Genomic DNA, 25,676 nt, shown 5'->3' with positions numbered 1-25,676 from the left:
CGCGCAGAGATAAGTCTGAGTGGGCTAATTATTTAAACTATTTGCGAATTTATTTTAACTGTTCTTGTCATCACTCGTTTGACGACTATAGACAAGGATTTGGGAGTGTAATCTACTGAAGCGATCGCTATTATCAACTCTAATCTCAAAAGCATACAAGGGATGATTTGGCTACACTATCTCAACCAATGCACTCCAAGTAAAACTTTATTTTGAGAGGTAATTATGCCTTCGCCTTGCGAAATGCTGCTTGCTTTCTCTTTGCCAGCCAAGCCAGACTACCAGCAAGTATACTACCAGCGATCGCACTTGGTTCGGGTACTCTGGTCAGGAAAACAACGTCACTGGCTGTAACAGTTATACTACCTCCTGCTCCTGAATTAATGTTACCACCAGCGATCGCGCTTGGTTCGGTGGGTGGTGCGAGTAAAAAACCAGTGTTGATAGTTATGTTACCTGCTACTCCTGAATTATTGCTACCAGCAGCGATCGCGCTTGTTTGGGGTACTACTTTGAGACTGATGTTACCTCCTAAACCATCGCTGATTGACCCAGAATTGACGTTGAGGGTGGCACCATCTCTTATGAAAAGGCTATTGGTTGTAATAGTTATCTCACCTCCTGCTCCCAAATTATTGCTACCAGCGTTAATTTCGCCGTCATTATTTAAGTCAACATTATTAGTAGAGATACTTAAATTGCCGCCGTTAGTGATGCCGTTGGAAGTCCCGATGTTACTATAGTCTTGGACATTCAGTCGTTTAGCATTAATCTCAGTATTATTGCTGCTAACTATGTGACTATAATCAGTGAGGGTCAGATCATTAGTATTAATCTCAATATTATTGTTGCTGCTGATAGTGCTATTGATAAGTTCTAAGTTATCAGTAGCGTTATCTATCTTCACATTGTCGGCGCTGATAGTGCTATTGATAAGCGTTAGGTTACTATCTATATTCACATTGTCGCCGCTGATGGTGCTATTGGTAAACGTTAGATTACCAGAATCGTAAGCATTGAAATCACCAGCGATCGCTAGCCCAGAAAGTGTAACATTCGCAGCGCTAATGTCAAGCACGGGGAATTGATTATTACTACTGATGGTAAGTAAGTTAGTACCTGGGCCATTGATAGTCAGATCCTTAGCGTAGGCGTAGCCCGCCGCAGGCATCGCAAGTGTCCCACTTGTCAAGGCAATTGTACTAGGATGACTTCCCAATAAGAACTCTACCACGTCATTGCTATTTGCAATGTTGATAGTATCTCGTAATGAGCCAACGCCACTGTCATTGAGATTGTTAACCGTCAAAGTAGCAGCTTGTGCTGATTCTACTTGCATTATTGCCCAGCCCAGAGCAACGGCTGTGGAAATAGCTTGAGCAACAGCCTTTTTTCTATTGTTTTTTATCACCTAAAACTCCTCGGATTAATTTGTCAAAAAATAAAAAAATTCACTTGTACATCGCACTTTTTTGGGGCGTTCTAGGTGGGTAGTTATGAAGATAACAGGATTTTAAGATGGTTGCTACAAAATCGGCGATCGCACTTGTACTGAGCTAATAAACATCGTCATGAGTACCAATGTCTAGCAAAAGAATAACTTGTTCCCCACTCTCGTCATCGGTTTTCATTGAGAAAACAATGCGACAATCATATCCACAAGAGCATGAAAGCAAGCCTGATAGCTTTCCCTCTAGCTTGTGAGTGCCCAAGTTAGCTGCAAATATATCATTCTCCATAGCAGCAATAGTTTCTTCTATTCCGGCTTGCAAGTCAGCATTACGACGAGCAAATTTTCGGAGAGCTACTTTTAAATTTGCTAGTGATAACCAACCTATACATCGGCTGCACTTGGCTTATTGAGATATTCCCGTAATTCTTGAATTGCTTCAGCAGCAGTCTGGACTTTGAGCCTACCTGCTTGGAATTCAGCAATGGAAGTTGCTGCATCTGACGCAATTTCATCTCGGCGACTTTCAATAATTCGGTTTTTGAGAATTTTTACCAGCATTTCTTGCTGCTCTAAAGGAAAATCCATTGCTGCATCTAAAACTCTATCTAGGTTACTCAATTGCTTCATCCTCTTAATTATTTGTGGGAATCTATAAGCTTAAAAGTCTTACTATCACCGCTTTTTTAGCTTTGTCTAACTCACGTTAAATTACACAGTAAATCTATATATTCTTTATAATATCTTAGACATGACAATGACCATTATTCTAGGCTTTCCCTAAGAAGGTGTTTGAAAAGTATTTTTCGTAACATCAAAGCCTCGGAAACGTAACCCCCCTAGCCCCCCTTCCTTACGAGGGAATGGGGGTTTCAAAGCCTCTTGACCTTTCGGGGAGAGGTTTGGAGAGGGGTTTCTAGTATACTTTACGACTTTTCAAACATCCTCTAACGGCTCTTGACTTGAAACAGTGAGAAAATTGAAGATTAATAAGATTTCTTAGGAATTTCTCTAGATTTGGTTGGTGGACTGATGTAGCGATACCTACCTTGGGCTTTGCCAACGCATTTTTTTAGGGCGTTCTGCATGAGTAGTAATGAATATAACAGGATTTTAACTCATATCATCGGTAGCTTTGGGAAAACCTGCGTTTCTAGACTATGGTTTTATCTTGAATTCTAATGATCTAAGTGCAATACAAAAGCAGCAAATAGCTAGAATTGCGCGATCGCTTGATGTGCGGTTTACTGCCACTGATATAACTTTATAATTAAGGCTAACAAGCAAAAGGCATGACGTAAAAAAACCAAGCGGAGCTATTTGTGACGATAACTTCTGTTTTGATAAGTTTTACTTAAGTATTTGCAAAAAAGATAGAAGGATTTGCTAGAAATGCTTCTATATTAATCAGGTTTGCTTAAGCATTTGCTAGAAATGAACAAACTATTGTTACTAAGATGCAAGCATTTATAACAAATGCATAAGCAATTGCTGCAAATGAGACAGCGATCGCTAGAAATGAGTAGCCATTTATAATTAATGCTTAATTTGTTAGCTTAAATTTTAAGCATTAGTTATGAATGAGACAGCGATCGCTATAACTGAGTACGCAATTGCTACAAATGAGTAGCCATTTATAATTAATGCTTAATTTATTAGATTAAATTTTAAGCATTAGTTATGAATGAGACAGCGATCGCTACAAATGAGTACGCAATCGCAGCAAATGAGTATCCATTTATAATAAATGCTTAAGCTGTTGTTGCTAACAGACAAACATTCGTAACGTCCGCGTCTGTCTTTGTAACGAGTGGACAAGCTGTTGTTATCGCGGCAACTTTATTTGTAACGTTGCTGCTGCAAAAGGACTTAAATTATTCTTGTGAAGAGGATTTTCTTTAAGCTTCGCATCGCACGAGTAGTAACATTATGCTGATGCCAAGCTTGATAGAAATCGGTGTAAGGCATATTCTGGGCGCAATTCCAGATGACACTGGAGCAATTATTATCAAATAGCTGATAACTACTTAAAGCTTTGACTACCGCAAAGCGATGCTGATTATGCTGTAGAATTTTCCCTAAGTTAAATACTGCCAGCCAACGGGTGTAGTCATCCATATTAGTTGATTGCAGCAGTTGCACCAAGGCTGCGATCGCAATTTCATTGCCTGTGCCGATTTTCCCTAAGCTAGATGCTGCCTGCCTACGCGTGTTGTCATCCAGATTTCTTGATTGCAGCAGTTGCACTAAGACAGTGATCGCAATTTCATTGCCTGTGCGGATTTCCCCTAACCTATATGCTGCCTCCCTACGGGTGAAGTTATCCACATCAGTTGATTGCAGCAGTTGCACCAAGGCTGTGATCGCAATTTCATTGTCTGGGTCAAATTTTCCTAAGCTTTCTGCTGGCTGCATACGTATGTTTTCATATACATCATTTGATTGCAGTAGTTGCGCCAAGGTAGCGATCGCAATTTCATTGCCTGTGCCGATTTTGCCTAAGCTAGATGCTGCCTGCATACGGGTGTTGTCATGTACATCATTTGATTGCAGCAGTTGCACCAAGGCAGCAATCACAAATTCATTGCCTGTGCCGATTTCCCCTAAGCTTTTTGCTGCCTGCCAACGGGTGGAGTGATTTACATCAGTTGATTGCAGCAGTTGCACCAAGGCAGCGATCGCAATTTTATTACCTATGCCGATTTTTCCTAAGCTTTCTGCTGCCTGCCTACGGGTGTAGTTATCCACATTAGTTGATTGCAGCAGTTGCACTAAGGCAGTGATCGCAAATTCATTGCCTGTGCCGATTTCCCCTAAGCTTTTTGCTGCCTGCCTACGAGTGTAGTTATCCACATTAGTTGATTGCAGCAGTTGCACTAAGGCAGCGATCGCAAATTCATTGCCTGTACCGATTTTCCCTAAGCTAGATGCTGCCAGCATACGGGTCTTGTCATATACATCATTTAATTGCAGCAGTTGCACCAAGGCAGCAATCGCAATTTTATTGTCTGGGTCAATTTCCCCTAAGCTTTCTGCTGCCTGTATACGGGTGACCACATCAGTTGATTGCAACAGTTGCATCAAGGCAGCGATCGCAATTTCATTGCCTGGGTCGATTTTCCCTAAGCTATATGCTGCCTGCCAACGGGTGGAGTCAGACACATTAGTTGATTGCAGCAGTTGCACTAAGCCAGTGATCGCAAATTCATTGCCTGTGCCGATTTTCCCTAAGCTATCTGCTACTTGGTAACGGGTATAGTCATCAACATCTTTAGATTGAAGCAGTTGCACTAATGCAGTGATCGCTTTTATACGGTCTGTGTGTTGCAGTGTTAATCTAGCTTTTTCTTCAATTAGACTGGAAAATTTTATCCAGTTCTGTTTTTTGCTATTGAAATAACCAAAGCCCCATTTGACAATTTGCTTAACTATTTCATCGGCTCTAGAATCATCCCTAAACTCGGCAATTCCTGCGGCTGCTAAAAAATAGGCGCGATATTCATAAAATCCTTTATCTACATCTTCTCTATTCCACTTACCACATCCGTCTTTAAAGTTCACTAAAGCATCGATAAACTGTTGCTTTTGCTGTTTGAGGTTTTCTTCTTCTCGCCCTAACCAAAGTAATATTGTTTGCTTCCATTGCGGTTCAAAGATGCGATAAGTTCCTTGACTGGGATTTTTGGGAACGTAGTTGAGAAAGAAATGCCAGTCATCAATTGCTTTAGCAGCAAAGTACTCTTGAAATGAGGCATGAAAGAAAGCGTAAACAGGTTTTCTATTTGTATCTATCCCTACACAGTTCAGCCAGCCGCGATTTATTGCCAGTTTCAGCAGCGAATTTTCATCATCAGGATTACCCAAAAAGCGATTAACAAAATCCTGCCGTAAGCGAAAAGGGGTTGCTTCTTTGTCTATTGCTTCTCTAGCTAATTCCCCCAATTTAATATTAAGTTGCTGACGCTGGTCATAGTTTGTAGCAAATTCCTCTTTTTTCCACTTGTAGAAGTCATCAACAAATTGCTGATAGAGTCCCGCTTGAGTATCCGGTAGCTTGCCATCTCCTGATTGCCAATTCAAGCACAGCAGCGTCAACCGCAGAGGATTTTTCACTAAATCTTGAATTCGTTCCTTACCTGATTCTTTCAAAGCAGTGCATAACTGCTTCCCAGTTTCGGGAATAGCAGCGAACCATTTGTGAATAAATCTCTCTACTTGTTCTGGATAAGAAAAATCTAAACTGCGATAGGTATCAAAATCATCAAGTGCATTACTGCTGCCATCCCACAGATTAACCCGACAGGTCAGCACAATCCGCGCTTGAGAAATTAACCCTGCTTCACGGAATTGCCGTGCAATTTCTGTTAGAGGATTACCTGAAGATGCGGACATTTCATCTAACCCATCTAGCAGCAGCCACACATTATTTTGATTAAATAGAGCAACAAAATCATCCTTCAGTTGCTTAGTGGCTTCAGCTTTACCTCTTTTCTCCGCCACCTGAGTTAACCAAGTCTCGAACAGATAAGATTTTAGTTCCTTCTCTCGCAAATCTGCCAAAGATACCCAAATCACAATTGACTGGTCAATCTCACGAGATACCCAATCAGCAATCTGCTGTAAAAGTGTTGTCTTTCCTGCTCCTGGTTCGCCAATAATTGCAATTCGCTTACCTTGACTTTTAGGCGTGTTCTTCTGTTTGAGAACTTCTTCAAGAAAAGCATCATGCTCAAACGTTTTGGTGATTTCTGTCTCTTTGTACAGTTCTGAACCCTGTTCTGGAGAAATATCGCCTTGACGCTTAGATTGTTTTTTACGCTCAACTAATCCCAGTGGTACGTAAACATCATCAACTTGCAGCGCGACTCCTTCTGTTGATGTCAGGGGATTTGTAGTAAGCTTTCGCCGTTCTGCCAACAATTCACGGCAGACTTTGCGCCAGTCATCAGGAGTTAACTTTGTCTCATCCTCCCCTTGAGACGTCTGTAGTCAGTTATAAGTATTGGTCTGTTCCCCAATTGTGATTTGTTGGGCAACCATTGCACCTTTCTCTGCTTTTATCTCTTCTGCTAACTTCGCAAAGTTATTGACAACTGACGGCTGTGACTTGATTTCTGCTGCTAATTTTTGAATTTCCTTAGCAGTCTCAGATTGATCTTTGTTGACTGCTGCTTCCACTTCCACAACTGCTTGAGCAATTTCTGGGTCTTGTGCTGCTGCTGCTTGAAGTTCCAACACTGCTTCACCATAATCTAATCGTTGCGGTTCATTTCCCTCAACAGCACTGGTGAGAGATGGTGCTTGATGCTTCTGGCGGAGTAATCCTATTAACTTACCAGGAGCCGTCCATAAAGCACCACCAATGTTTTCGCCGATTTTTTCCTGTGCTTTAGTCCAAAGTGTAGTTGCGATCGCAGTAGCAACAGCCGTCAGTGTTACAGTTACCATAAATTCACTACAAATTGAGTTTATGTAGAAATTATTTCAATTGACACAAATAGTATGACGCAAAAGCTCGGCGATTATTACTGAATATAACTCAGTCGTTTTAACCCGCGCAGGCGGGTTTTGTCTGTATAGCCGCGACTTCTAGTCGCCAAGGCACTTGCTAACGCACCTACGAAAATATCTGAAACCCGATTATGAGTTATCAATTATCAATTTTTAATTAGAAGCTGCCTTTCCTGCTACGCTACAAATTATTTCTTCCAGCGTTTGAAGTAACTCTTGCTCGTTATAAGGTTTAGAAAAGTAAGCCCGCGCCCCCAATTGCATAGCCAGTTGGCGATGTTTATTGCTGCTACGAGAAGTCAGCATCGCAACTGGAATATTTTTTGTATCCACGTCTGAATTTACCTTACCTAAAAAGCCATAACCATCAAGGCGAGGCATTTCAATATCGCAAATTACTGCCTCAACTCTCAATCCACTATGGAGTTTTTCTAAGGCATCTTGACCATCTTTAGCTTGTTCTACTTGATACCCTCCTTTCTCAAGAGTCAGGGCTAAAAAGCGGCGAACATTAATCGAGTCATCTACGATCAAAATTGTGCCTTTCTGCTTAACAGATGCTGCTGATATTTTCTCTTCATCAAATATGAGGAACGGTGTCTTTAACCTTGCTGATGGTAATTGAGTGCCTCTGGAAGTCTGCCGATTCGTAGCAATCCAATACAGCAACTCATTGACATTAATTAGTGGCACTACTCGACCATCACCGAGAATTGTGCAGTTGCTGAAACCTTCAGGTAAAGGTATATTTCCCTCGACTTGGCGAATAGCAACTTCCTGTTCACCCCAGCAACGGTCTATTTGGATTGCGACTGGCTGATTATTACCTTGGACTACTAACACACTGCTAGTATTAATTGCTGGCGGTGTTTCCAATTCTGGGTTATCGTAGCGCAGGCAATTAAACTCTAAATAATGAGTCAGGCGAATCAGTGGCAGCATCGTTCCTTGCCAATTTAGAACTTCGCTACCTGCCATTTGGAAAATTCGCTCGTCTTGGAGTAAAGATATTTCTGAAATGACATCTGTGGGAAATGCCAATACCATTTTGTTGATTTCTACTAGCAGAACTCGGGCAACGGAAAGTGTAAACGGTACTGATAGGGTGAAGGTAGTACCAACTCCAGGTTCCGTATCAACTTTGACATCTCCTCGAATCAGTTTGAGGTTGTTGCGAACCACATCCATACCGACACCGCGACCAGATAATGCTGTCACTTGCTCGGAGGTGGTAAAACCTGCTTCAAAAATTAGTGATAACAGTTCTTCATCACTAGCATTAGCGAGTAGAGAAGCATCCAATCCCATAGCTAGGGCGCGGGTGCGAATTTTCTCCAGAGAAATGCCCCAACCATCATCACGTATGGTAATCAGGGTGCGATTACTGCGGTGGGTAGCTTTAATTTCAATTAATCCTTGTTCTGGTTTACCCAGAAGGCGGCGGGTGGTATGGTCTTCGATACCATGATCGAAGGCATTCCTTAACAGATGCATTAAAGGTTCGTTTAAAGCTTCTAAAATGCTGCGTTCAATTAAAGTGTTGCCACCTTCAATTTTTAACTGGACATTTTTCCCATACTCTACATTTAAATCGCGTAAAGCTCTAGGAAAACGTTCGACTAAATCGGACAGCGGCCGCATCCGAATGTGATTTAGTTTGGTCTGTAACTGTTTCGATGTTTTGTTTAATTTCCGAGCAATTTGGTCTGTATCATCTACACTGAGTTGCACATCAGTTGTGACTTCTTGTACCTGAACAATGGTTTCCATAACTCCCTGCGATCGCAGGTTTAATTCGTTATAGCGATCCATTTCTAAGGCATCAAATTCCCTTTCTGTGCCTTGTGTTTGGTGGCCATTTTCAGCTTGCGATGTCTGTTGAAAAGCCACTTCGTGTCTACGCACACCAGCAGATATAGCGGCTTGAGTAGAAATTTTGTCGTAGGCTGTATGTAAATCCTGGTTTTCTCGGTCAAGAACTTGTACTCGCTGGTTGAGGTTACGAACGAGTTTGCGTAATTTTTCTAGTTGCGAGTTCAACCCATTCCGCTGAACAATCAGTTCACCAAATAAATCATTAATTTGCTCTAGTTGTTTGCTAGGAACTCGAACGCTATTTTCATGAATTTCCCGCTCTTTAGCAACGCCAACTGGCTCTCCTATGCTTTCGCCAAATCTGGCATCTGGAGGATTATTTTCTTTAGTAAATATTGTATTTTGCTCTGTGACATTGACAGCATTAACGTCATCGGCAAATTCTGCATCCAAAAATGTAAAATTGGCAGCGATACCTGCGGTGGGCTGCGCCAACGCTTCATCTTTAGTTATTTCTGGTTGCGAAACAGATATTGACACTACTTCTACTTCTGTATCTGTGTCCAGAACCTGTGGTATTACTTCTGCTTGTAATAGTGGCTGCGATTGCGTATAACTACCCAAGTCAATTTCTGTAGGCAAGTTATCTAGTTGATTTGTCAGCACCAAAGCTTGCGATCGCCGCCATGCTTGCAATGCTAACTGGGCAATTTCGGGAATGCGATCGCTGCTAACTGTTTCCAATTGCTGCGTCACTGACTCACAAAGCTTGGTAAAAGCTGCCAACTGAAGCATTTCCCCTAAACCGCCCAATTCAGCTGCCATGATCACAACTTCTTCATGCAATCCGGGCTGTTCGCTATCTGCCAATATAGATTCTAGACGCTGCAAACACTCTTCTACTTCTGTGCCAAATAGTAAGGGGATAACGTCTTGTCCATCTTCTGGGGATAGCATACTTGAGGCATCTTCAGGGCTGGGGTCACCCAAGCGATCGTGCAACTCATCAAAAATTGGGTAACAAAAGGTTTCTAACCACTGATCTTCGACAACATTTCCTTCTGCAAGCAATTCGACAATCTGACGCAGCCAGTCAACTCCAGATAGCAATAAACTTTGCAACTGAGTATCAATTTCTAGAGAATTTTTTTTAGTTTTTAAAACTTTAAAGGAATCTTCCAGACGGTGAGCTAAATCACTTAGCGATCTAAATCCCATCATCCCCGCGCCACCTTTAATAGAATGAGTGGCCCGGAGTGCAGCATTGATTTTATCCAAATCGATGCGGTTAGTAGTATCGATTTCCAGCAATACTCCTTCTAGAGTATTTAAGTAATCAGTTGCTTCTTCCAGAAACTGCATCTGGATTTCTAATTCTTTGTCTTGTAGCATGGTTTTTGTTAATAGTCATTTGTCGTTTGTCATTTGTCATTTGTCAGTAGTAAGTGGTGAAAAACAAACAGCTGACAGATGACCACTAACTAACTTTGAAAGTCTCGACAGTCTCTTGCAACTGTTGGGAAATCTCCACAGTTTGTTGCAGAGATTCGGAAACTTGGCGAGAAGAATCGCTGGTGCGTTGTGATACAGCAGCGATATCTTTCATCAATTGGCTGACACTTTGCGATGTTTCTACCTGAGATGCAGTTGCAGTGGAAATCGACTGTACTAAGGAGTCAATTTGACGCGATACATCCAAAATTTGACTCAGACTTTGTTTAGCCTCCTCCACAATGCGAGTACCTTCCACAACTTGGGTGGTTCCTATTTCCATCGCCTGCACCACTTCACTGGTTTCTCGTTGGATATTTTCAACAATGTGTTCAATTTCTTGGGTTGCGGCGGCACTTCGTATTGCTAATTCGCCGACTTCTTCAGCAACTACGGCAAAACCTTGACCTTCTTCACCTGCACGCGCTGCTTCAATGCCGGCGTTAATGGCGAGTAAGTTGGTTTGAATAGCGATTTGGTTAATCAAGGACACCACGCGGGAAATTTGTTGAGAAGACTCTCCAAGGCGTTTCACTTTTTTAGCAGTTTCACCAACGGTTTCCCGCAAAGACAGGATATTTTGGACTGTCAAATCCATCGCGTGTCCACTCTTAGTAGCGGTGTGAGCAGCATGGTTGGCAATGAAGGCAGCTTTTTCGGCGCTTTCGGCTACAGCTTGCATGGATTGGGTCATTTGGTCAACAGCATCGAGGGTGCGGTTGATTTCGGCAGCTTGTGTGAGTGCTTCCTCTGCTAAGTCGCGGATCGCTCCTTCATTAGAGCCAATGGCAGTATTCACCTGGGTAGCAGCTTGTTTAACTTGGGTAACAATATCTCGGAGGCTTTCCACAATGGAGTTGAAAAAGTCGGCAACAGTGCCTATTTCCCCAGCGGTCACGTCTGCACGCACTGTCAAGTCGCCTCTGGCTGCACCTTCTACATCACTGAGCAGTTCTAAAAGTTGCTGTTGCAGTGTTTCTTTTTGTTGCCGTTCGTCATCTGACCCGATTACGGCAACATTTCTGGCTTGTTCTATCTCTTCTAATAACTTGGCTTGTTCTAAGGCATAGCCAATTTGAGTTGCTATCTGTTCAAACAAGTCAATTTCTGGCTGTTGCCAAACACGAGGAGTTTCGCAATGATGAGCAATTAATAAGCCTAAAAGTTGCTCTTGGGCAAAAATCGGTACGATCAAATTAGCTTTGACAGCAAATTTTTCTAACAGTTGGATGTAACCGTCCGCATTTTTCAGGCTTTGCTCTTGATAAATATTGGTGATGCGTTCTGCAAGGACTCCGCCGATCGCTTGCACCTGTCCATCGTGATAAGTTTCTATATAATGTTCCCGAAAATAGGGGTCGTTAATTTGCACACCGAGCATTTTTGGCCAATTATCAGTTACCGATTCAGCAACGACAACACCATCCCAAGTATCTGGATTCAGACTATAAATGATTACCCGGTCTGTTTTTAGCGCTCGGTGAACTTCCCTGACTGCTGCGTGATAAATATCTTCAGTTTTGAGAATTCTCCGAATCCGTAGGGTAATATCTGCTAGTAATTTTGCCCCTTCAACGTCCAGTTCTTGTTCCTTAACTAAGACCTGCAATTGTTCGGCCATGTGGTTGATATTTGCACTCAATAACCCTAATTCGTCTTCTGTTTCGATTTCCAGACGGGTATTGAATTTACCTTGACCTAGCTTGGCTAATGCGGCACTTGCATTCAGAATTGGCTGTGTAGTCAGTTTAGCTAACCGAGATGCGATCGCACCCACAATAAATGCTGTCAGTGCTGTACCGATGGCTATAGTCCACAATAATTGTCTTTGCGGCTCAAATACAATTGCGGTGTCTGTGGATAAAAGTACCTGCCAGTTTAAATCAGGCAAGCCATCTAGCTTACTGGCTGGTACGTAGCTGACTAGTTCTTCTTTTTTGTCAGTTTTGGGTACTTCTATAAAACTATCTACCTTCTTGGCTGCCAGCAGTTTAGGTAAACTAGAATACTCTCCCTTTGCCGATTTCCCCAATAATCCCTTTTGTGGACTTAAGAAAACTGTTCCCGCACCATCGAGCAAATGGTATTGTTGTCCATTGGCTACGTAGTTTTTGATTACTTCCTCTAAAGATTTTACGGGCATACGTGCTTGTACCACACCAATAGTTTGGCCCGTCCTTGTCTCTTGAACGGGTGCAGCTATATAAATACTCACTACACCTGTATTTTTTGCTGCTTCCGGTTTACTGATCACAGGAGTATCTTTTTGCAAAACTTCTTGAAAATACTTACGGTCTTTTTGATTGTCTAGGGGTTCGCCTGTGGATTGCACAATCAAGTTACCTTGGCGATCAAAAACAGCAACACTGTCATAAGCTTTATAAGCTTCAACAACCCGATCTAAAACTACTTGCTTTTCTTGGGTAGTTATACTGACACTAGCTTGGGAGTTTGTCAAAAATGGCAAACTTGATATTACCTGAATATCACCGTAACGTTCCAACATGAAACGGTTAACTTTATCACTTAAGCCAGTGGCTTCGGCTTGTTGAGACTGGGTAATTTGCTTAGTAATTGATTTGTTGGCAAAACTAAAAGCGATCGCGCCTATGCCCAATACTGGTATTGTACCGATTGCGATCGCCAAAATAGTCGCTTTCTTAACCAATCCCAGCCTGGTAAAATAGGCAATAGCCTGATTCAAAGAAAAATTATTAGCAGTTCCAGTAGTCGCCTTATTTGGTAGCTTTACGACAGTCCCAATCGCTTTTTGGGATGAAACCAGTGATGCTCGATTTTGAGCGCCACTACCTTGATTCGTGTTGGTTTTATTAAACATAAAAGTAGTTCTCCTAAGTATGTGAATAAGAATACTAAAAATCTTTTTTTTAGTAGTACACCCTAATCACTGCGGAGAATAGAAGACTGCACAATCGCCTGGGCATCTAATACCAGTAATATTTCTTGCTGTTGCACAACGCACCCACATAAATAAGGAACTAAACTGGATGCTACTTGTCCTATAGGAGAATGAATAGCATCAGCTACAAACTTGGTTGTACCTTTGATTTCTTGCACAACTAAGCCTAACACCAATGATTCCACTCGAATAATGATCGCATTGTACTGTCGCAGTCGATAATCTAGAGATTCTAAATTGAGCATTCTTGGCAAATCAACTACCCAAATTATCCGACTCCGCCAATTCATTAAGCCTAATATGCAGGGGGGCATATTGGGCATCGAGGTGATAGATTCAACAGGCACAATAATTGCTTCTTGCGTATGCCTCATTGATAAAACAGCAGTAGTTTGTTGATTTAATTGAAACTTAAGATAACCATCTGCTAAGTTATTTTGGGTTGGTTTTGAAGAAAGAGTAATGTTTGTATTAGTCATTGATTCAAATTACCACTGATTTAATAGTACGTAAGAGATGTTCACGGGTGTAAGGTTTAGTTATATAGGCATCTGCGCCTTGTCTCATCGCCCACAAACGGTCAATTTCTTGATTTTTTGAACTACAAATCACAATCGGCACTTTTGCCGTTATCGGATTTCTTCTCAGAGAACGACACAATTCAAATCCACTCATTTCTGGCATTACTACATCAGTAACGATCGCATCTGGTTTTTCTAACACAGCTTTTTCTAAAGCTTCTTTTCCACCAGAAGTTTTAATTACGTTGTAACCACTCTCTTTAAGATAATGGCTCATTAATTCCAATTCACTGGGAGAATCTTCTACAATCATAATTGTGCCAAGCAAAGTCAGGCTCACTATTAAATCTCCTAAAAAAATAAATTAAACATATTAACTTTGTTATTTTTATTTCTCTTGTTTAAATTAACCAAGATGTTTAAAAACCATTTTTAGTAATTCTGATTGTGTAAAAGGCTTTGTCAAATATCCTGATGACCTGACCATCTTAGCCTTTGCCCTGTCGATAAATCCTGTTCTACCTGTTACCATAATGATCGGTGTATTTTTAAAAGCTGAATGTTTCCGTAATAAGGAACATAGCTCATAACCATCTAAACTTGGCATTTCAACATCTAGCAAAATCAGATCGGGCTTACTCCGAAGAATTTGCATTAAAGCTTTTACCGGATCGTTGATCGTCACAACTGAAAATGTGTTTTCATCCAAAAAGTGTTTGATGGAATTCAAAACTGTTTGGCTATCATCTATACAGGCAATTGTATATAGTTTTTTGCCAACAGGTGGCTGAGTAGTTTTATTATTCTCAGGAATATCAAAATTGATTGGTTTCGGCAATTTTTGCCCAAGTTTTATTTGCAGTTGTGGCTGAACTTGAGACGGTTGTGTTGTAGACAAAATTTGGGAACCCCTACCAGCCGGAATTGATGACTGGATATTTTGCCGATTTCGTAACTGCTTTTGACAGTGTTCAACAAGTAACCGCAAATCTAGGCGACAGAACTTTGGTAGTTCACCCAAAGAGTTTTCTGGACTGAATTCATAGCTACCTTCTTTTAAACATAGAAATGATTCCAGCACTTCTTTTGCCAATTCGTCTATCAGGCTTGCTGCTTGCACAGAGGTGATATAGTCCTGATTTACTAACCAACAAATAGCTTGGTAATCCGCATTTGCTATTGATTGATGTTCATTATTCGTTTCAAACATCAGCCGCATCTGCACGCGAGTGGCGCTGTTGAGAGCAGGAATTTGCTGACTCAAGCGGCGCAAATGACTGTCAAGGCGCTCAAATAGTTTATCTGAATAGGAGGCATAAGTAAGTTTACCGTCCTCTAGATAGATTGACCAAGAAACTATCCCAGTAAATACCCTTAAGCAACCTGTGGCGTGCCGACTGGTTAATTGTGCCAACAGAGATAGCGGATGTAGTTTCTGGAACAACCTGTAGCTACCTATAGGAGTTGTGCTCATTTTGCTTTTACTTCAGCTAAATTCAATACAGTTATTCCACAATTGAAATCAAGTAAAAAGCATCAAACTTTTGTATTTTAAAGTACATCAGTTTGCATCTAGCTTTGTGGTGAAACTCAACGACAGTAGCGTTATTTTCAGATGAGCAAATCTTAGTAAATTCGTAAATTGTGATTAATTTACTTACTGTTACTGAGATTTATAAACATCTTTCGAGAATAAGACATAAAAATGCCAAGAGTAGATGAAGCCACTTTCCATTGAGTAACCCCGATCTGACCACAGGAATAATACTGATTTTATTGACAGTAATATATTTGAACTTCTGTATTTACACTTAAGTAAAATTTATTTTTGAACCAGGTAAGGACAGTATGAAGCCACCTTGCGTCGAGTAACTTCAACTTGACCACAGCAATAATACTGATTTATTGGCAATAATAAATTTATTTTTTAATATTTACACTTAAAAACGTAGATTAAACAGAATGCAAAACTTATCTTTTGTAGCGACAGCGTAACGTACCGAAAGCACTCGGAATGGTGGGTTAGACACGTAACGCACCTACCTACGAAAATTGTAGGTTATTAAATCCACCTTTTTTAGAGAATGTTTATAAAGTATCAAGTTGTACAAAGATCCCCCCTAACCACCCTTAAAAAGCTACGGTGGTGTACACAAGTCTTCTATAGTTGCCCCACAAGCTTTTGATCCCCCCAACCCCCCTTAAAAAGGGGGGAAAGCTTTCTCAAAGTCCCCCTTTTTAAGGGGGATTTAGGAGGATCTGCAAGTCTTTGATACATCACAAACAACTTTTCAAACATCCTGTTATATTTGAAACTATGCTGGCTGAACATACTTTTATTTAGGCAATATTTAAATAGGCTGGTAACTATCCCTGAAGTTTTAACTCAAGTATCAGTACCAGCCTAAATAAGGCAATTTAATTTATTAGAAGTGCGGATGAAAGGACTTGAACCTTCACTCCTTTCGGAACTAGAACCTAAATCTAGCGCGTCTGCCAATTCCGCCACATCCGCATCACGCATCAGTTTATTATCATACCATAAGAAATTATTTATGGGAAGGGGGAGAAATCAATTCAAAATTCAAAATTGTACCCTTACAGGGAAGCAAGCTACGCGCAGCGTCTGGTAGAAAATAAAAAGACAGGGGGAGATGAGGGAGAAGAATTAATAACCAATGCCCCATGCCCCATGCCCCATTACATGACTGCAACACGAGGCAGACGATGCTTGAACCCGCAGAGAATTTCCCAAGAAATAGTATTTAGTTGTTCTGCCCAATCGTCTGCTGAAATTTGTTCTTTTCCCTGTTCCCCTAGCAAGGTGACTACTTCTCCTTCTTGGATATTGGGTATAGCACTCACATCTAGCATCAACTGATCCATTGTAATTGTCCCGATTTGCGACACCCGCTGACCGCGAATTAATGCCTGCATTTTGTTGGAAAGACTGCGAGGAACACCGTCAGCATAGCCAATTCCCACGACGGCGAGGCGAAGTTCACGCGGGGCAATAAATTGATGGCCGTAACTAACAGCTGTTCCTGCGGCAATTGTTTTAACTTGGGTGACTCGTGCTTTAAGTTGCAAAACGGGCTTGAGGTCGATCGCATTTTGTAAATGGGTTGCTGGGTAGAGTCCGTAAACGGCTAAACCTACTCGTACAATGTCGTAGTGCAATGCCCTATCTGTGAGTGCAGCTGCTGAGTTTGCCAAGTGCAAGCAGGGCGGTTGGATTCCCATTGCTTTGATTTGAGCGATCGCTGACTCAAATCGTTTATGCTGTTCTTTCATTGTCGTCGGATCAGGACTATCTGCTGTTGCCAAATGAGAATAAATACTGGCAATGTCAAGATGTGGTAAGCGTTGCACTAATTGCACAAATTCGCCAGCTTGCTGCCAATTAGTTCCCAACCTAGACATTCCCGTGTCTAATTTGATGTGTACGGGTATGGGGGAACCATAGTTCATGGATTCTAAAGTGTCGGAAAATACCAAAGCTTGTTTAGGGCTACAGAGTGTGGGCTGAAGTTTCCAGTGTGCGATCGCATAAATCTGCTCTGGTGTATGAGTTGCCCCTAAAATCAAAATGGGCGCTTGAATCCCGCCTTCTCGCAATTGAATAGCTTCTGGAACTGTAGCGACTCCCAGCCAACTAGCTCCTGATTGGATTACAGTTTGGGCGACTGTTACCGCTCCATGTCCATAAGCATCAGCTTTTACTACTGCCATCAACTGGGTACGCGGCGATAAAAACTGCACCAATTGCTGTACATTGTACGACAACGCCCCTAAATCAATTTCTACCCAGGCTCGTTGCGAAAACCACGCGTAGGTATCGCACTGCTGATTAGGAACTACACCAGGGATTTGCTTGCGACTTAACATTTGTACTGACTCCCACCACAGCTAAACTTCCAAATTATCTATCTATACACGCTCCTAAAAGCGAGATCAGATTAAATAGGAAGTTTAACCTTCATATTGGAATTGATACAAGATGTTGCGGTACTAGAGTAAAAGTTAAGAGTTATGAATTAGGAGTAAATCTTAGAGGATGTTTGAAAAGTCCTCTTGTCGGTAGCAAAACGTTCTAGATCCCCCTAAATCCACGCCACGTGCTTCAAGTCGGGAAACCCGCCCAACGCAGTGGCTCCCCGATAAAGTGGGGGACTTTGACTCCGGTTCCCCCTTTTTAAGGCTACGGTGTACACACAAGTCCTAAAAACCTAGCTTGATGAGGTTTGACTCGTTCCCATACTCCGTATGGGAATGCATTCATTGAGTCTCTGACTCAATATTTAACTGGAGGCAGCAGCCCCTAATCAGCCATTCCCATGCTCTGCATGGGAACGAGGGAACAATAGAAAATCGAGCTTTTTTCGACTTGTGTGTACACCGTAGCTTTTTAAGGGGGGTTAGGGGGGATCTAAAAGTGCTTAAAGTCACAGTGAAACACTTTTCAAACAACCTCTTAAGTAGGGTGTGTTACGGCTTTAGCCTAACGCACCGCTATATATGGTATGGTGCGTTAGGCTAAAGCCATGTATTTCGTTATAAATCATATCGAAACATGCGCCTAACACAACCCCAGCGACTGCCTCGACTTTTCGCTGCATTCTTCTCTACGAGACGCTGCGCGATTGCGTTAGCCTACGGTAAGTTTTTTTGCGTCAGGTTAGAAGTTTTACTTCCAAACTCCTAACTCCTCACTCCTAACTTCTAACTCTCAACTCATAACTTAATTTCCAAATTATCCCGAAAGTATAATTTATTCTCATCTCCCTAGCAGGGTGTATTTGTGTTAACATTTATGTAAAGCTAATACCCTGAGCGCAGATAAATGGGGAAGGTTTTAGTCTTAAACGCCTCTTACGAACCTCTCAATATAACGAGCTGGCGTCGCGCTGCGGTTCTGTTAATCAAGGGCAAAGCAGAACGCGTGGAACACAACGGTAAATTCCTTTACTCGGATTTCCCGCTGCCGACCGTGATCCGGTTGCGTCATTATGTACGCGTTCCTTATAAAGAAATTCCTCTGACTCGCCGAAATATATTGCACCGTGACGGTCATGCCTGTCAATACTGTGGTTACACAGGGGATGAGTTGACCCTAGACCATGTAATACCGCGATCGCGCGGCGGCGGCGATACCTGGGAGAACATTGTTACCGCTTGTGTCCGTTGCAATGTCAAAAAAGGCAGTCGGACTCCTCACGAAGCCCATATGCCTTTACGTCATCCCCCCCGCCAACCTTATAGCAGTCTCTATTTCGAGGTTAGCAAACATCTTAAGAGTGGACTGCACACAGAATGGCAAAAGTATGTTATAGGTCTTTGACATGACGTAACCTAATCCTAAAAGCATAAAGAAATAGTCACAGGTTTGCGTTTGTGCTTACTTTTAAAGTATGGCTAAAGATGTGTTGGACACATTTGCTGTAACAAATTGTCTGTAGGAGCAGGTTTGTCCAGTCTTTGTGATGCACATTTTTCGGCAGAAACCAACACAGTAGTCTGGATAAATCCAGGTAAGAAAGACAGCAGCCAACGCTACTGAGAATAATCAGAATTTTCAAAGGGGACAGGAAACACACGTTCTTCATTAAAAATAATTGTTAATTGCTCAATAATCCCCAATAATGAGAGTATTAAGCATAAGAATATTTCAAATATCAAGGAATAACCCGAAAGTCTAAGATAGAAGGTATACCCTAAGTAAGATAAAAATGCTGCTGATTCAATTTACGTAAGACAAAAAAAGCTCCTAAAAGAGATTTATGCCGACTTACTTACAGCCCATATACTAAACTTCCTCGTTTCCAGGAGTTATACGCCCTCTAGTGGAATTTAGTTGATGTTAAGCGCTGTTACTGACAAAAAATATACTTAGATGTATAGTGCAATGTTTTGATATTTTTGCGAAGATCATAATAATGTGGCTAAATTCAGTGAATTGCTGCTCGTAGTATTTCTGAATTAAAGGAGCCTTACACTTTAAAAAAGTTCCCTATGTACTTGAATTCTCCCGTTACTCAGTTTGAGAGTTTGTCATTGACCACAGAGCGAAACCCAGAGGAACCTGAAATCGAGAAAGCGCCAGTGGAAGTTGCATTTAAGAGTCCGTCATTACCGCCATCGGTAGGTGACGGAGCTATATATCTCAGTCACCGTGGTAATTCTCTGGCACAACAAAAGTCAGAAGAACTGCAAAAAACCCTTTTGGCACACCGACACGATCGCCAGCTGGTAATTCTACAAGATTTTCCTGACCCTGATGCCCTTTCCTGTGCCTGGGCTTACCAGTTGATTGCCCAGCAATATGATATCAAATGTGAAATCATTTATGCTGGCGCATTGAGCCATCAAGAGAATATTGCCTTGGTGAGGCTAACTAACTTACCTATCCAACGCTGGACGCCGCAAACCTTGAAAACCAAAGATTTGTCATCTTATCAAGGTTTTGTACTCATTGATAACCAGGGAACGACTTCGCAGCTACTATCATCAGTGCAGCAGGCTAGAATTCCCCTAGTGGTACTCATCGACCATCACAGTATACAAGGTGATCTCCAATCAGAATTTGAGGATATCCGTCCTTATGTAAGAGCGACGGCAACAATTTTTACTCAATACCTCCAAACGGGATTATTGGCATTAGATAGCAGCATAAATCAACACGTCAAATGCGCTACTGCCTTGATGCATGGCTTGCGATCGGATACAAATCGGCTCATGCAAGCCCAAGAAGAAGACTTTATGGCAGCGGCATATTTAAGCCGATTTTATGATGCCCAACTGCTAAACGCCATTTTACAGGCGAACCGTTCCAAGCGGGTAATGGATGTGATCGAGCGATCGCTCAAAAACCGCATCGTGCAAAATAACTTTTCCATTGCTGGTGTCGGTTACTTACGCTACGAAGACCGTGACGCCATCCCCCAAGCGGCTGATTTTCTCGTCACCGAAGAAAACGTTCACACCGCCGTAGTTTATGGCATTGTTCATGACGAAGACGAAGAACTGGAAATAGTCATTGGTTCCCTGAGAACCAGCAAACTCACCCTTGACCCCGATGAATTTATCAAAGAAGCCTTTGGACAAGATAGTGCAGGGCGCTTTTTCGGTGGTGGAAGGACAAGCGCAGGCGGCTTTGAAATTCCGATGGGCTTCTTATCTGGCAGCAACGAAAATTCCGCCTATGCAAAAATGAAATGGGAAGTATTCGACGCTCAAATTAAGCAAAAGCTGCTGAGGTTAGTCAACCCTAGAGATCATCCGATTCAGTCAGAATAGAGGGAGATTAAGGAGATGAGGATAACTCCTAACTCATGCAGCAGTCAAAGTGTTTGGTCAGATAGCATCCCTAAGTCATTCGTGATCAACAGATTCCCGACTTTTTAGAAAAGTCGGGAATCTTTGTCTTCTCACAGAGGCTGAACTGATTGAGGATGTAGTTCGTACCTAATGTTAAGTAGATAGGCACAAATAAAATTAACTTGCGCGTACCTATTTTATTTGCGAAGAAGAAGCGCCATGAAGTCTATAGAACTCCAAATGTTACAAACTCTGTATGAGCAAGATTTTCATGCTTGGGTAGAGCAGACAGCAGAGCTTTTACGATGTCTACGACGGGCTACGCCTACGCACCACTGGGACACGCTGGATTTAGAACACTTAGTTGAGGAAGTGGTGGACTTGGGTAAGAGTCAACAGCGTGCCTTGCAGAGTGCGTTGCGGTTGGTGTTGTCGGATTTGCTGAAGTGGAAGTATCAACCCGAACGCCGCAGCCGCAGTTGGCAAGTGACCATTACCCGTGAGCGACTGAATATAGATGAATTGCTACAAGAAAGTCCCAGCTTGCGCCGTTTTTTAAATGATGCCGAGTGGATTAATATTACTTATCAGCGATCGCGGCGAGAGGCAATGGTGGAGACTGGTTTATCAGAGGATGACTTTGCGATCGGCTGTCCGTTTTCTGTCGATTAGATTTTAGACTTAGACTTTTATCCTAACGCTGACGAATAACTATGTAGAATTTTTGTATAAGTGTAGATATGCCCAATATTATCAGGAGTCAGTTGTGAAAATTGCTGTAAGTTTGTTAACTAATTATCAAGATATGTACTTGGAATGCGAGTAATATCTTTTGAATTTCTCATTCCCAGACGGCCTGTTTCGTTACAGACAAAGAAAAAAGAAAATCTTCAGGCATGGAAGAATTTTGTGCGCGTTGAAGCCCAAAAGGTTTGGAAAGAGAATAATCCAATTAAAGATAGCGAGCTACAACTGACGCTAGTTTATCTTTGTGATGAGTTTCCGGCTGACATCGATAACATTATCAAGCCAATTCAGGATGCACTTGTAGACTTAGTTTTTGAAGATGATAGTTTAGTATCAGATGTAGATAGTCATCGTCGGTTTATGTCTGACCCGATTGAGATTAAAAGTCTACCTTCCTTATTACAGCGTGCTGTCATCACTGGTAAAGAGTGTGTTTATGTAAAAGTAAGTGAATCTCAACCACTGGAAAAATACTTATGATTAACAATGCTAAAACTCTATATGATGAAAAGTTAAAATCTTTGGCAGAGAAGTACGAAAGTCAAGGATTTCGTGTTTTCAGTGAACCCAAAACAGATGAATTACCATTCGACTTGGGTAACTACCAGCCAGATATGATTGCTATTAAAGATGGCTCAGGTTTGGTAATTGAAGTAAAAACCAGCATCAAACGAGTGTCAGTTGATCGTTTACAGGCTTTAGCAGAGGAAGTGAGTAAACATCCTGGCTGGCGTTTTTTATTGCTAACACTTGAAGACATAGAAGCCAACTCGTTACATGGAACATCCGAACAACTTCCTTCATGGCAAGAGCTAACTGATCGTTTTCACGAAGCTCATAGGCTGATTGAGAATGATGAAATACAAGCCTTTAAAGCAGCCTTTCTTTTGCTGTGGAGTACTTTTGAGGGGGCGTTAAGAAAGAGAGCAATCGATGTGTCAATTCCTATTGAACGTTTCCCAGTCATAGGATTACTAAGACATCTGTACTCTTTGGGAGAGTTATCAATCTCTCAATTTGACCTTGCTCAAGCTTGTTTTAAAGTTCGGAACCGTCTTGCTCACGGATACATTGAAAACCTAACTTTGCCAGTTGTACATAATTTTGACAATTTGGTTCGTGAATTATTAGCGGAATGGAAAGTCAAACTTGATATTAGTCAACTTTCATCAGAGAATCTAGCTGCTTTTCGTGCCTGGTTTGCCGAATTCGATGCAGCAACCTTGGATAAACAACAAGAATTAATGACAGATTTAAAGAATAAGACAAGCCTTCTTTTAGCACTAGAATTAAATGGAGATTTAAGAAATGAGAAACTAAAGAAGGAATTAAACGTAAACGACGAACAGGTTATAAACGTCGAATTCGCTGTTAGTCAACTTTCACCAGAGGATCTCGCCGCATTTCGTACCTGGTTTGCAGAATTCGATGCAGCAGCTTGGGATAAACAGATTGAAAAAGATGTAGCTGAAGGTCGGTTAGATGCATTAGCACAGAAAGCACTCAAACATCTGCGAGAAGGGCGTTGTACTGACCTGTGAAACATCGAGCAACCCCTGATTTTTGGTATTACTATCGCCAGTTACCAATTGATATCCAACAGCTTGCTGACCGATGTTATGAGTTGCTTCGGGAAAATCCTAAGTATCCATCATTGCATTTCAAAAAAGTCGGTCAGTTTTGGTCAGTGCGTATTGGTATACATTATCGGGCGCTTGCTATAGAAGAAGATGGTAATTTTGTCTGGTTTTGGATTGGATCACATCCAGAATACGACAAATTGCTCAGTGGTAAATAGGGTTATAACAGTAGTTATGCTTTGAAGGGTGGATATAAAATGACACAGCAAGAATTGTTAAATGAGTTTTTATCCCTTCCTGCTGAAGCACAGCGTCAAGTAATCGACTTTATTGCTTTTTTGCGACAAAGATATGCAGTAATTGAACCTGCCTCCCAGTCGCCAGATATTGACTTGATAAATGATAACTTTATTGGTATGTGGAGCGATCGCCAAGATTTAAATGATTAAGATTAGGATAGGTTAATTCACACCAAGCGTAACTCCTAACTAAGCACGGGCTACGCCCCACTACGCTAATAAAACTAAAAGTATGGAACTATATTTAATTCGTCATGGCATCGCCGAAGACAAGGGATTAGGCATCAAGGATGAGGAGCGCAACCTTACCAAAGAAGGACGGCAAAAAACTGAGAAAGTTGCCCAGAAACTTGTTAAATTAGGTTTAAACTTTGATTTTATTCTCACCAGTCCCTTAGTGCGTGCCCGCCAAACGGCTGAAATCCTTATAGAAGAAAAACTAAGCTCCCAGTTAGAGGAATCTAGCCACCTCGCCCCCGATGGTGAAATTTCTAGTTGGCTCAAAGACTGGTTAAAGCCAAGAAATTATTCCCAAAATACCCAACTGGCGCTGGTTGGACATGAACCTGGTTTGACCAATTGGGCAGAAAATCTCCTCTGGGGGGAAGTCAAAGCCAGCTTAGTCTTGAAAAAAGCAGGTATGATTGGGATAAAACTACCAGAAACAGGTTCTCCTCTGGGTCGTAGTCAGATGTTTTGGTTGACACCACCCAAGTACCTGCTATAACAGTTTTTCAACATTTCCAATTGTTGTTAGAATGGCTACTGTTATGGTGACAATAATTTCTGGTAAGTTAGCTTGATCAGATATTTCAAAAAGCGAATGGTGTTGCCATGATGGTGTGCGAATACAAGCCTGGTTTAGAAGGCATTCCCGCCGCCCAATCAAGTATCAGCTATGTTGATGGGCAAAAGGGAATACTAGAATATCGTGGCATCCGGATTGAAGAACTAGCAGAAAAAAGTACATTCTTGGAAACTGCTTATCTCTTAATCTGGGGCGAACTTCCAACCAAGGAAGAACTGAAAGCATTTGAGCATGAAGTTCGTTACCACAGGCGAATAAAATACCGCATTCGGGACATGATGAAATGCTTTCCAGAAAGCGGTCACCCAATGGATGCCTTGCAAGCCTCTGCTGCTGCTTTAGGCTTGTTTTATTCGCTCCGCGATTTACATAATCCTGTCTACATTCGAGATTCGGTGGTGCGCCTGATAGCAACCATTCCCACGATGGTGGCGGCGTTCCAACTGATGCGAAAAGGCAATGATCCGGTACGTCCCCGTGATGACTTAGACTATTCCGCCAACTTTCTATACATGCTCGATGAAAAAGAACCCGATCCTCTGATGGCGCGAGTTTTTGATATCTGCTTGATACTTCAAGTGGAGCATACAATGAATGCTTCTACCTTCAGTGCTAGGGTGACAGCTTCCACCCTGACTGATCCTTACGCTGTGGTTGCTAGTGCCGTGGGAACTTTGGGAGGTCCCCTGCATGGTGGAGCGAATGAAGAAGTAATTCAGATGTTGGAAAAAATTGGCTCTGTGGAAAATGTCCGTCCCTACATAGAGGATTGTCTGCAACGCAAAGCGAAGATTATGGGCTTTGGACATCGTGTTTATAAAGTGAAAGACCCACGAGCCACAATTTTACAAGGTCTAGCAGAACAGCTGTTTGAAAAGTTTGGGCATGACAAGTTCTATGACATTGCTCAAGAGATGGAACGAGTAGTAGAGGAAAAACTTGGTAGTAAAGGGATTTATCCTAATATTGACTTTTACTCTGGTTTGGTGTATAGGAAGATGGGGATTCCTACAGACTTGTTTACGCCAATATTTGCGATCGCCCGTGTTGCCGGTTGGTTAGCCCACTGGAAAGAACAACTAGCAGAAAACCGGATTTTCCGTCCTACCCAGGTTTACAACGGTCTGCACGAAGTTACTTATACCCCCATTGACAAACGGTAAATGGGCATTGGGCAGGGGGCATTGGGCATTGGGCATTGTTTATTCTCCCAGTCC

Annotated in this window: 21 protein-coding genes and 1 tRNA gene; 10 read left to right on the top strand and 12 right to left on the bottom strand. The window is 41.9% G+C overall.

The features are described 5' to 3' along the window. Positions 1-223: 223 nt before the first annotated feature. The 3 genes from HWQ41_RS28745 to HWQ41_RS28735 all read right to left on the bottom strand — a co-directional run bounded on the left by HWQ41_RS28745 (position 224) and on the right by HWQ41_RS28735 (position 2,080). Positions 224-1,411 carry a PEP-CTERM sorting domain-containing protein gene (locus HWQ41_RS28745; RefSeq protein ID WP_292770649.1) on the bottom strand — a complete coding sequence of 396 codons (1,188 nt, stop codon included), beginning with the start codon at positions 1,409-1,411 and terminating at the stop codon, positions 224-226. Between the two features lie 145 nt (positions 1,412-1,556). Next, positions 1,557-1,772 (bottom strand): type II toxin-antitoxin system mRNA interferase toxin, RelE/StbE family, encoded by a 216-nt coding sequence (locus tag HWQ41_RS28740; protein WP_292770647.1) that lies wholly within the window; start codon positions 1,770-1,772, stop codon positions 1,557-1,559. A gap of 62 nt (positions 1,773-1,834) precedes the next feature. Continuing rightward, positions 1,835-2,080, bottom strand: a complete 246-nt coding sequence (locus HWQ41_RS28735) for a hypothetical protein (RefSeq protein ID WP_292770645.1) — start codon at positions 2,078-2,080, stop codon at positions 1,835-1,837. 505 nt (positions 2,081-2,585) lie between these two features. Here HWQ41_RS28735 and HWQ41_RS28730 point away from each other — a divergent pair. Beyond that, complete coding sequence (locus HWQ41_RS28730; RefSeq protein ID WP_292770643.1) at positions 2,586-2,720, top strand: hypothetical protein; 135 nt, start codon at positions 2,586-2,588, stop codon at positions 2,718-2,720. Between the two features lie 599 nt (positions 2,721-3,319). On the opposite strand, the gene HWQ41_RS28725 is transcribed toward HWQ41_RS28730, so the two are convergent. The 9 genes from HWQ41_RS28725 to alr all read right to left on the bottom strand — a co-directional run bounded on the left by HWQ41_RS28725 (position 3,320) and on the right by alr (position 17,596). Next, a complete protein-coding gene (locus HWQ41_RS28725; RefSeq protein WP_292770641.1) occupies positions 3,320-6,367 on the bottom strand; it encodes a HEAT repeat domain-containing protein in 3,048 nt (1,015 codons plus the stop codon). Positions 6,368-6,439: 72 nt separating this feature from the next. After that, positions 6,440-6,898 (bottom strand): hypothetical protein, encoded by a 459-nt coding sequence (locus HWQ41_RS28720; RefSeq protein WP_292770640.1) that lies wholly within the window; start codon positions 6,896-6,898, stop codon positions 6,440-6,442. A gap of 216 nt (positions 6,899-7,114) precedes the next feature. Further along, positions 7,115-10,168, bottom strand: coding sequence for a hybrid sensor histidine kinase/response regulator (locus HWQ41_RS28715; protein WP_292770638.1), 3,054 nt, complete (start codon positions 10,166-10,168; stop codon positions 7,115-7,117). Positions 10,169-10,253: 85 nt separating this feature from the next. After that, on the bottom strand, positions 10,254-13,106 hold the full coding sequence (locus HWQ41_RS28710) for a methyl-accepting chemotaxis protein (RefSeq protein WP_292770636.1): 2,853 nt from the start codon (positions 13,104-13,106) through the stop codon (positions 10,254-10,256). Between the two features lie 62 nt (positions 13,107-13,168). Continuing rightward, a complete protein-coding gene (locus HWQ41_RS28705) occupies positions 13,169-13,666 on the bottom strand; it encodes a chemotaxis protein CheW (protein WP_292770635.1) in 498 nt (165 codons plus the stop codon). A gap of 4 nt (positions 13,667-13,670) precedes the next feature. Beyond that, positions 13,671-14,048 carry a response regulator gene (locus tag HWQ41_RS28700; protein WP_292770633.1) on the bottom strand — a complete coding sequence of 126 codons (378 nt, stop codon included), beginning with the start codon at positions 14,046-14,048 and terminating at the stop codon, positions 13,671-13,673. Positions 14,049-14,114: 66 nt separating this feature from the next. Next, positions 14,115-15,182 carry a response regulator gene (locus HWQ41_RS28695; protein WP_292770631.1) on the bottom strand — a complete coding sequence of 356 codons (1,068 nt, stop codon included), beginning with the start codon at positions 15,180-15,182 and terminating at the stop codon, positions 14,115-14,117. Positions 15,183-16,141: 959 nt separating this feature from the next. Beyond that, positions 16,142-16,223, bottom strand: a tRNA-Leu gene (locus HWQ41_RS28690). 185 nt (positions 16,224-16,408) lie between these two features. Beyond that, on the bottom strand, positions 16,409-17,596 hold the full coding sequence (alr, locus tag HWQ41_RS28685) for an alanine racemase (RefSeq protein WP_292770629.1): 1,188 nt from the start codon (positions 17,594-17,596) through the stop codon (positions 16,409-16,411). A 955-nt stretch (positions 17,597-18,551) separates the two neighbouring features. Between alr and HWQ41_RS28680 the strand changes: the two genes are divergently transcribed. The 9 genes from HWQ41_RS28680 (at position 18,552) to HWQ41_RS28640 (ending at position 25,622) form a co-directional block, all read left to right on the top strand. Continuing rightward, positions 18,552-19,049: an HNH endonuclease gene (locus HWQ41_RS28680; RefSeq protein WP_181928621.1), complete on the top strand. Its 498-nt coding sequence runs from the start codon at positions 18,552-18,554 to the stop codon at positions 19,047-19,049. Positions 19,050-19,720: 671 nt separating this feature from the next. Continuing rightward, positions 19,721-21,004 (top strand): bifunctional oligoribonuclease/PAP phosphatase NrnA, encoded by a 1,284-nt coding sequence (locus tag HWQ41_RS28675; protein ID WP_292770627.1) that lies wholly within the window; start codon positions 19,721-19,723, stop codon positions 21,002-21,004. 240 nt (positions 21,005-21,244) lie between these two features. Beyond that, entirely contained in the window at positions 21,245-21,697 is a 453-nt protein-coding gene (locus tag HWQ41_RS28670) for a DUF29 domain-containing protein (protein WP_292770625.1), read from the top strand. Between the two features lie 144 nt (positions 21,698-21,841). Then, positions 21,842-22,252, top strand: coding sequence for a RusA family crossover junction endodeoxyribonuclease (locus HWQ41_RS28665; RefSeq protein ID WP_292770623.1), 411 nt, complete (start codon positions 21,842-21,844; stop codon positions 22,250-22,252). Then, a complete protein-coding gene (locus HWQ41_RS28660; protein ID WP_292770621.1) occupies positions 22,249-23,313 on the top strand; it encodes a hypothetical protein in 1,065 nt (354 codons plus the stop codon). The genes HWQ41_RS28665 and HWQ41_RS28660 overlap by 4 nt, the downstream gene beginning before the upstream one ends. Then, positions 23,310-23,570, top strand: a complete 261-nt coding sequence (locus HWQ41_RS28655) for a hypothetical protein (RefSeq protein ID WP_292770619.1) — start codon at positions 23,310-23,312, stop codon at positions 23,568-23,570. Before HWQ41_RS28660 ends, HWQ41_RS28655 begins: the two co-directional genes overlap by 4 nt. A gap of 39 nt (positions 23,571-23,609) precedes the next feature. Continuing rightward, on the top strand, positions 23,610-23,801 hold the full coding sequence (locus HWQ41_RS28650; RefSeq protein ID WP_292770617.1) for a hypothetical protein: 192 nt from the start codon (positions 23,610-23,612) through the stop codon (positions 23,799-23,801). Positions 23,802-23,883: 82 nt separating this feature from the next. Beyond that, on the top strand, positions 23,884-24,378 hold the full coding sequence (gene sixA, locus HWQ41_RS28645; RefSeq protein ID WP_292770615.1) for a phosphohistidine phosphatase SixA: 495 nt from the start codon (positions 23,884-23,886) through the stop codon (positions 24,376-24,378). 107 nt (positions 24,379-24,485) lie between these two features. Further along, entirely contained in the window at positions 24,486-25,622 is a 1,137-nt protein-coding gene (locus tag HWQ41_RS28640; protein ID WP_292770613.1) for a citrate synthase, read from the top strand. Positions 25,623-25,676 lie beyond the last annotated feature (54 nt).

This window comes from Nostoc sp. NOS(2021), from assembly GCF_017115025.1.
GTDB lineage: Bacteria > Cyanobacteriota > Cyanobacteriia > Cyanobacteriales > Nostocaceae > Nostoc.
This window is presented reverse-complemented; position numbering and strand designations above follow the sequence as displayed.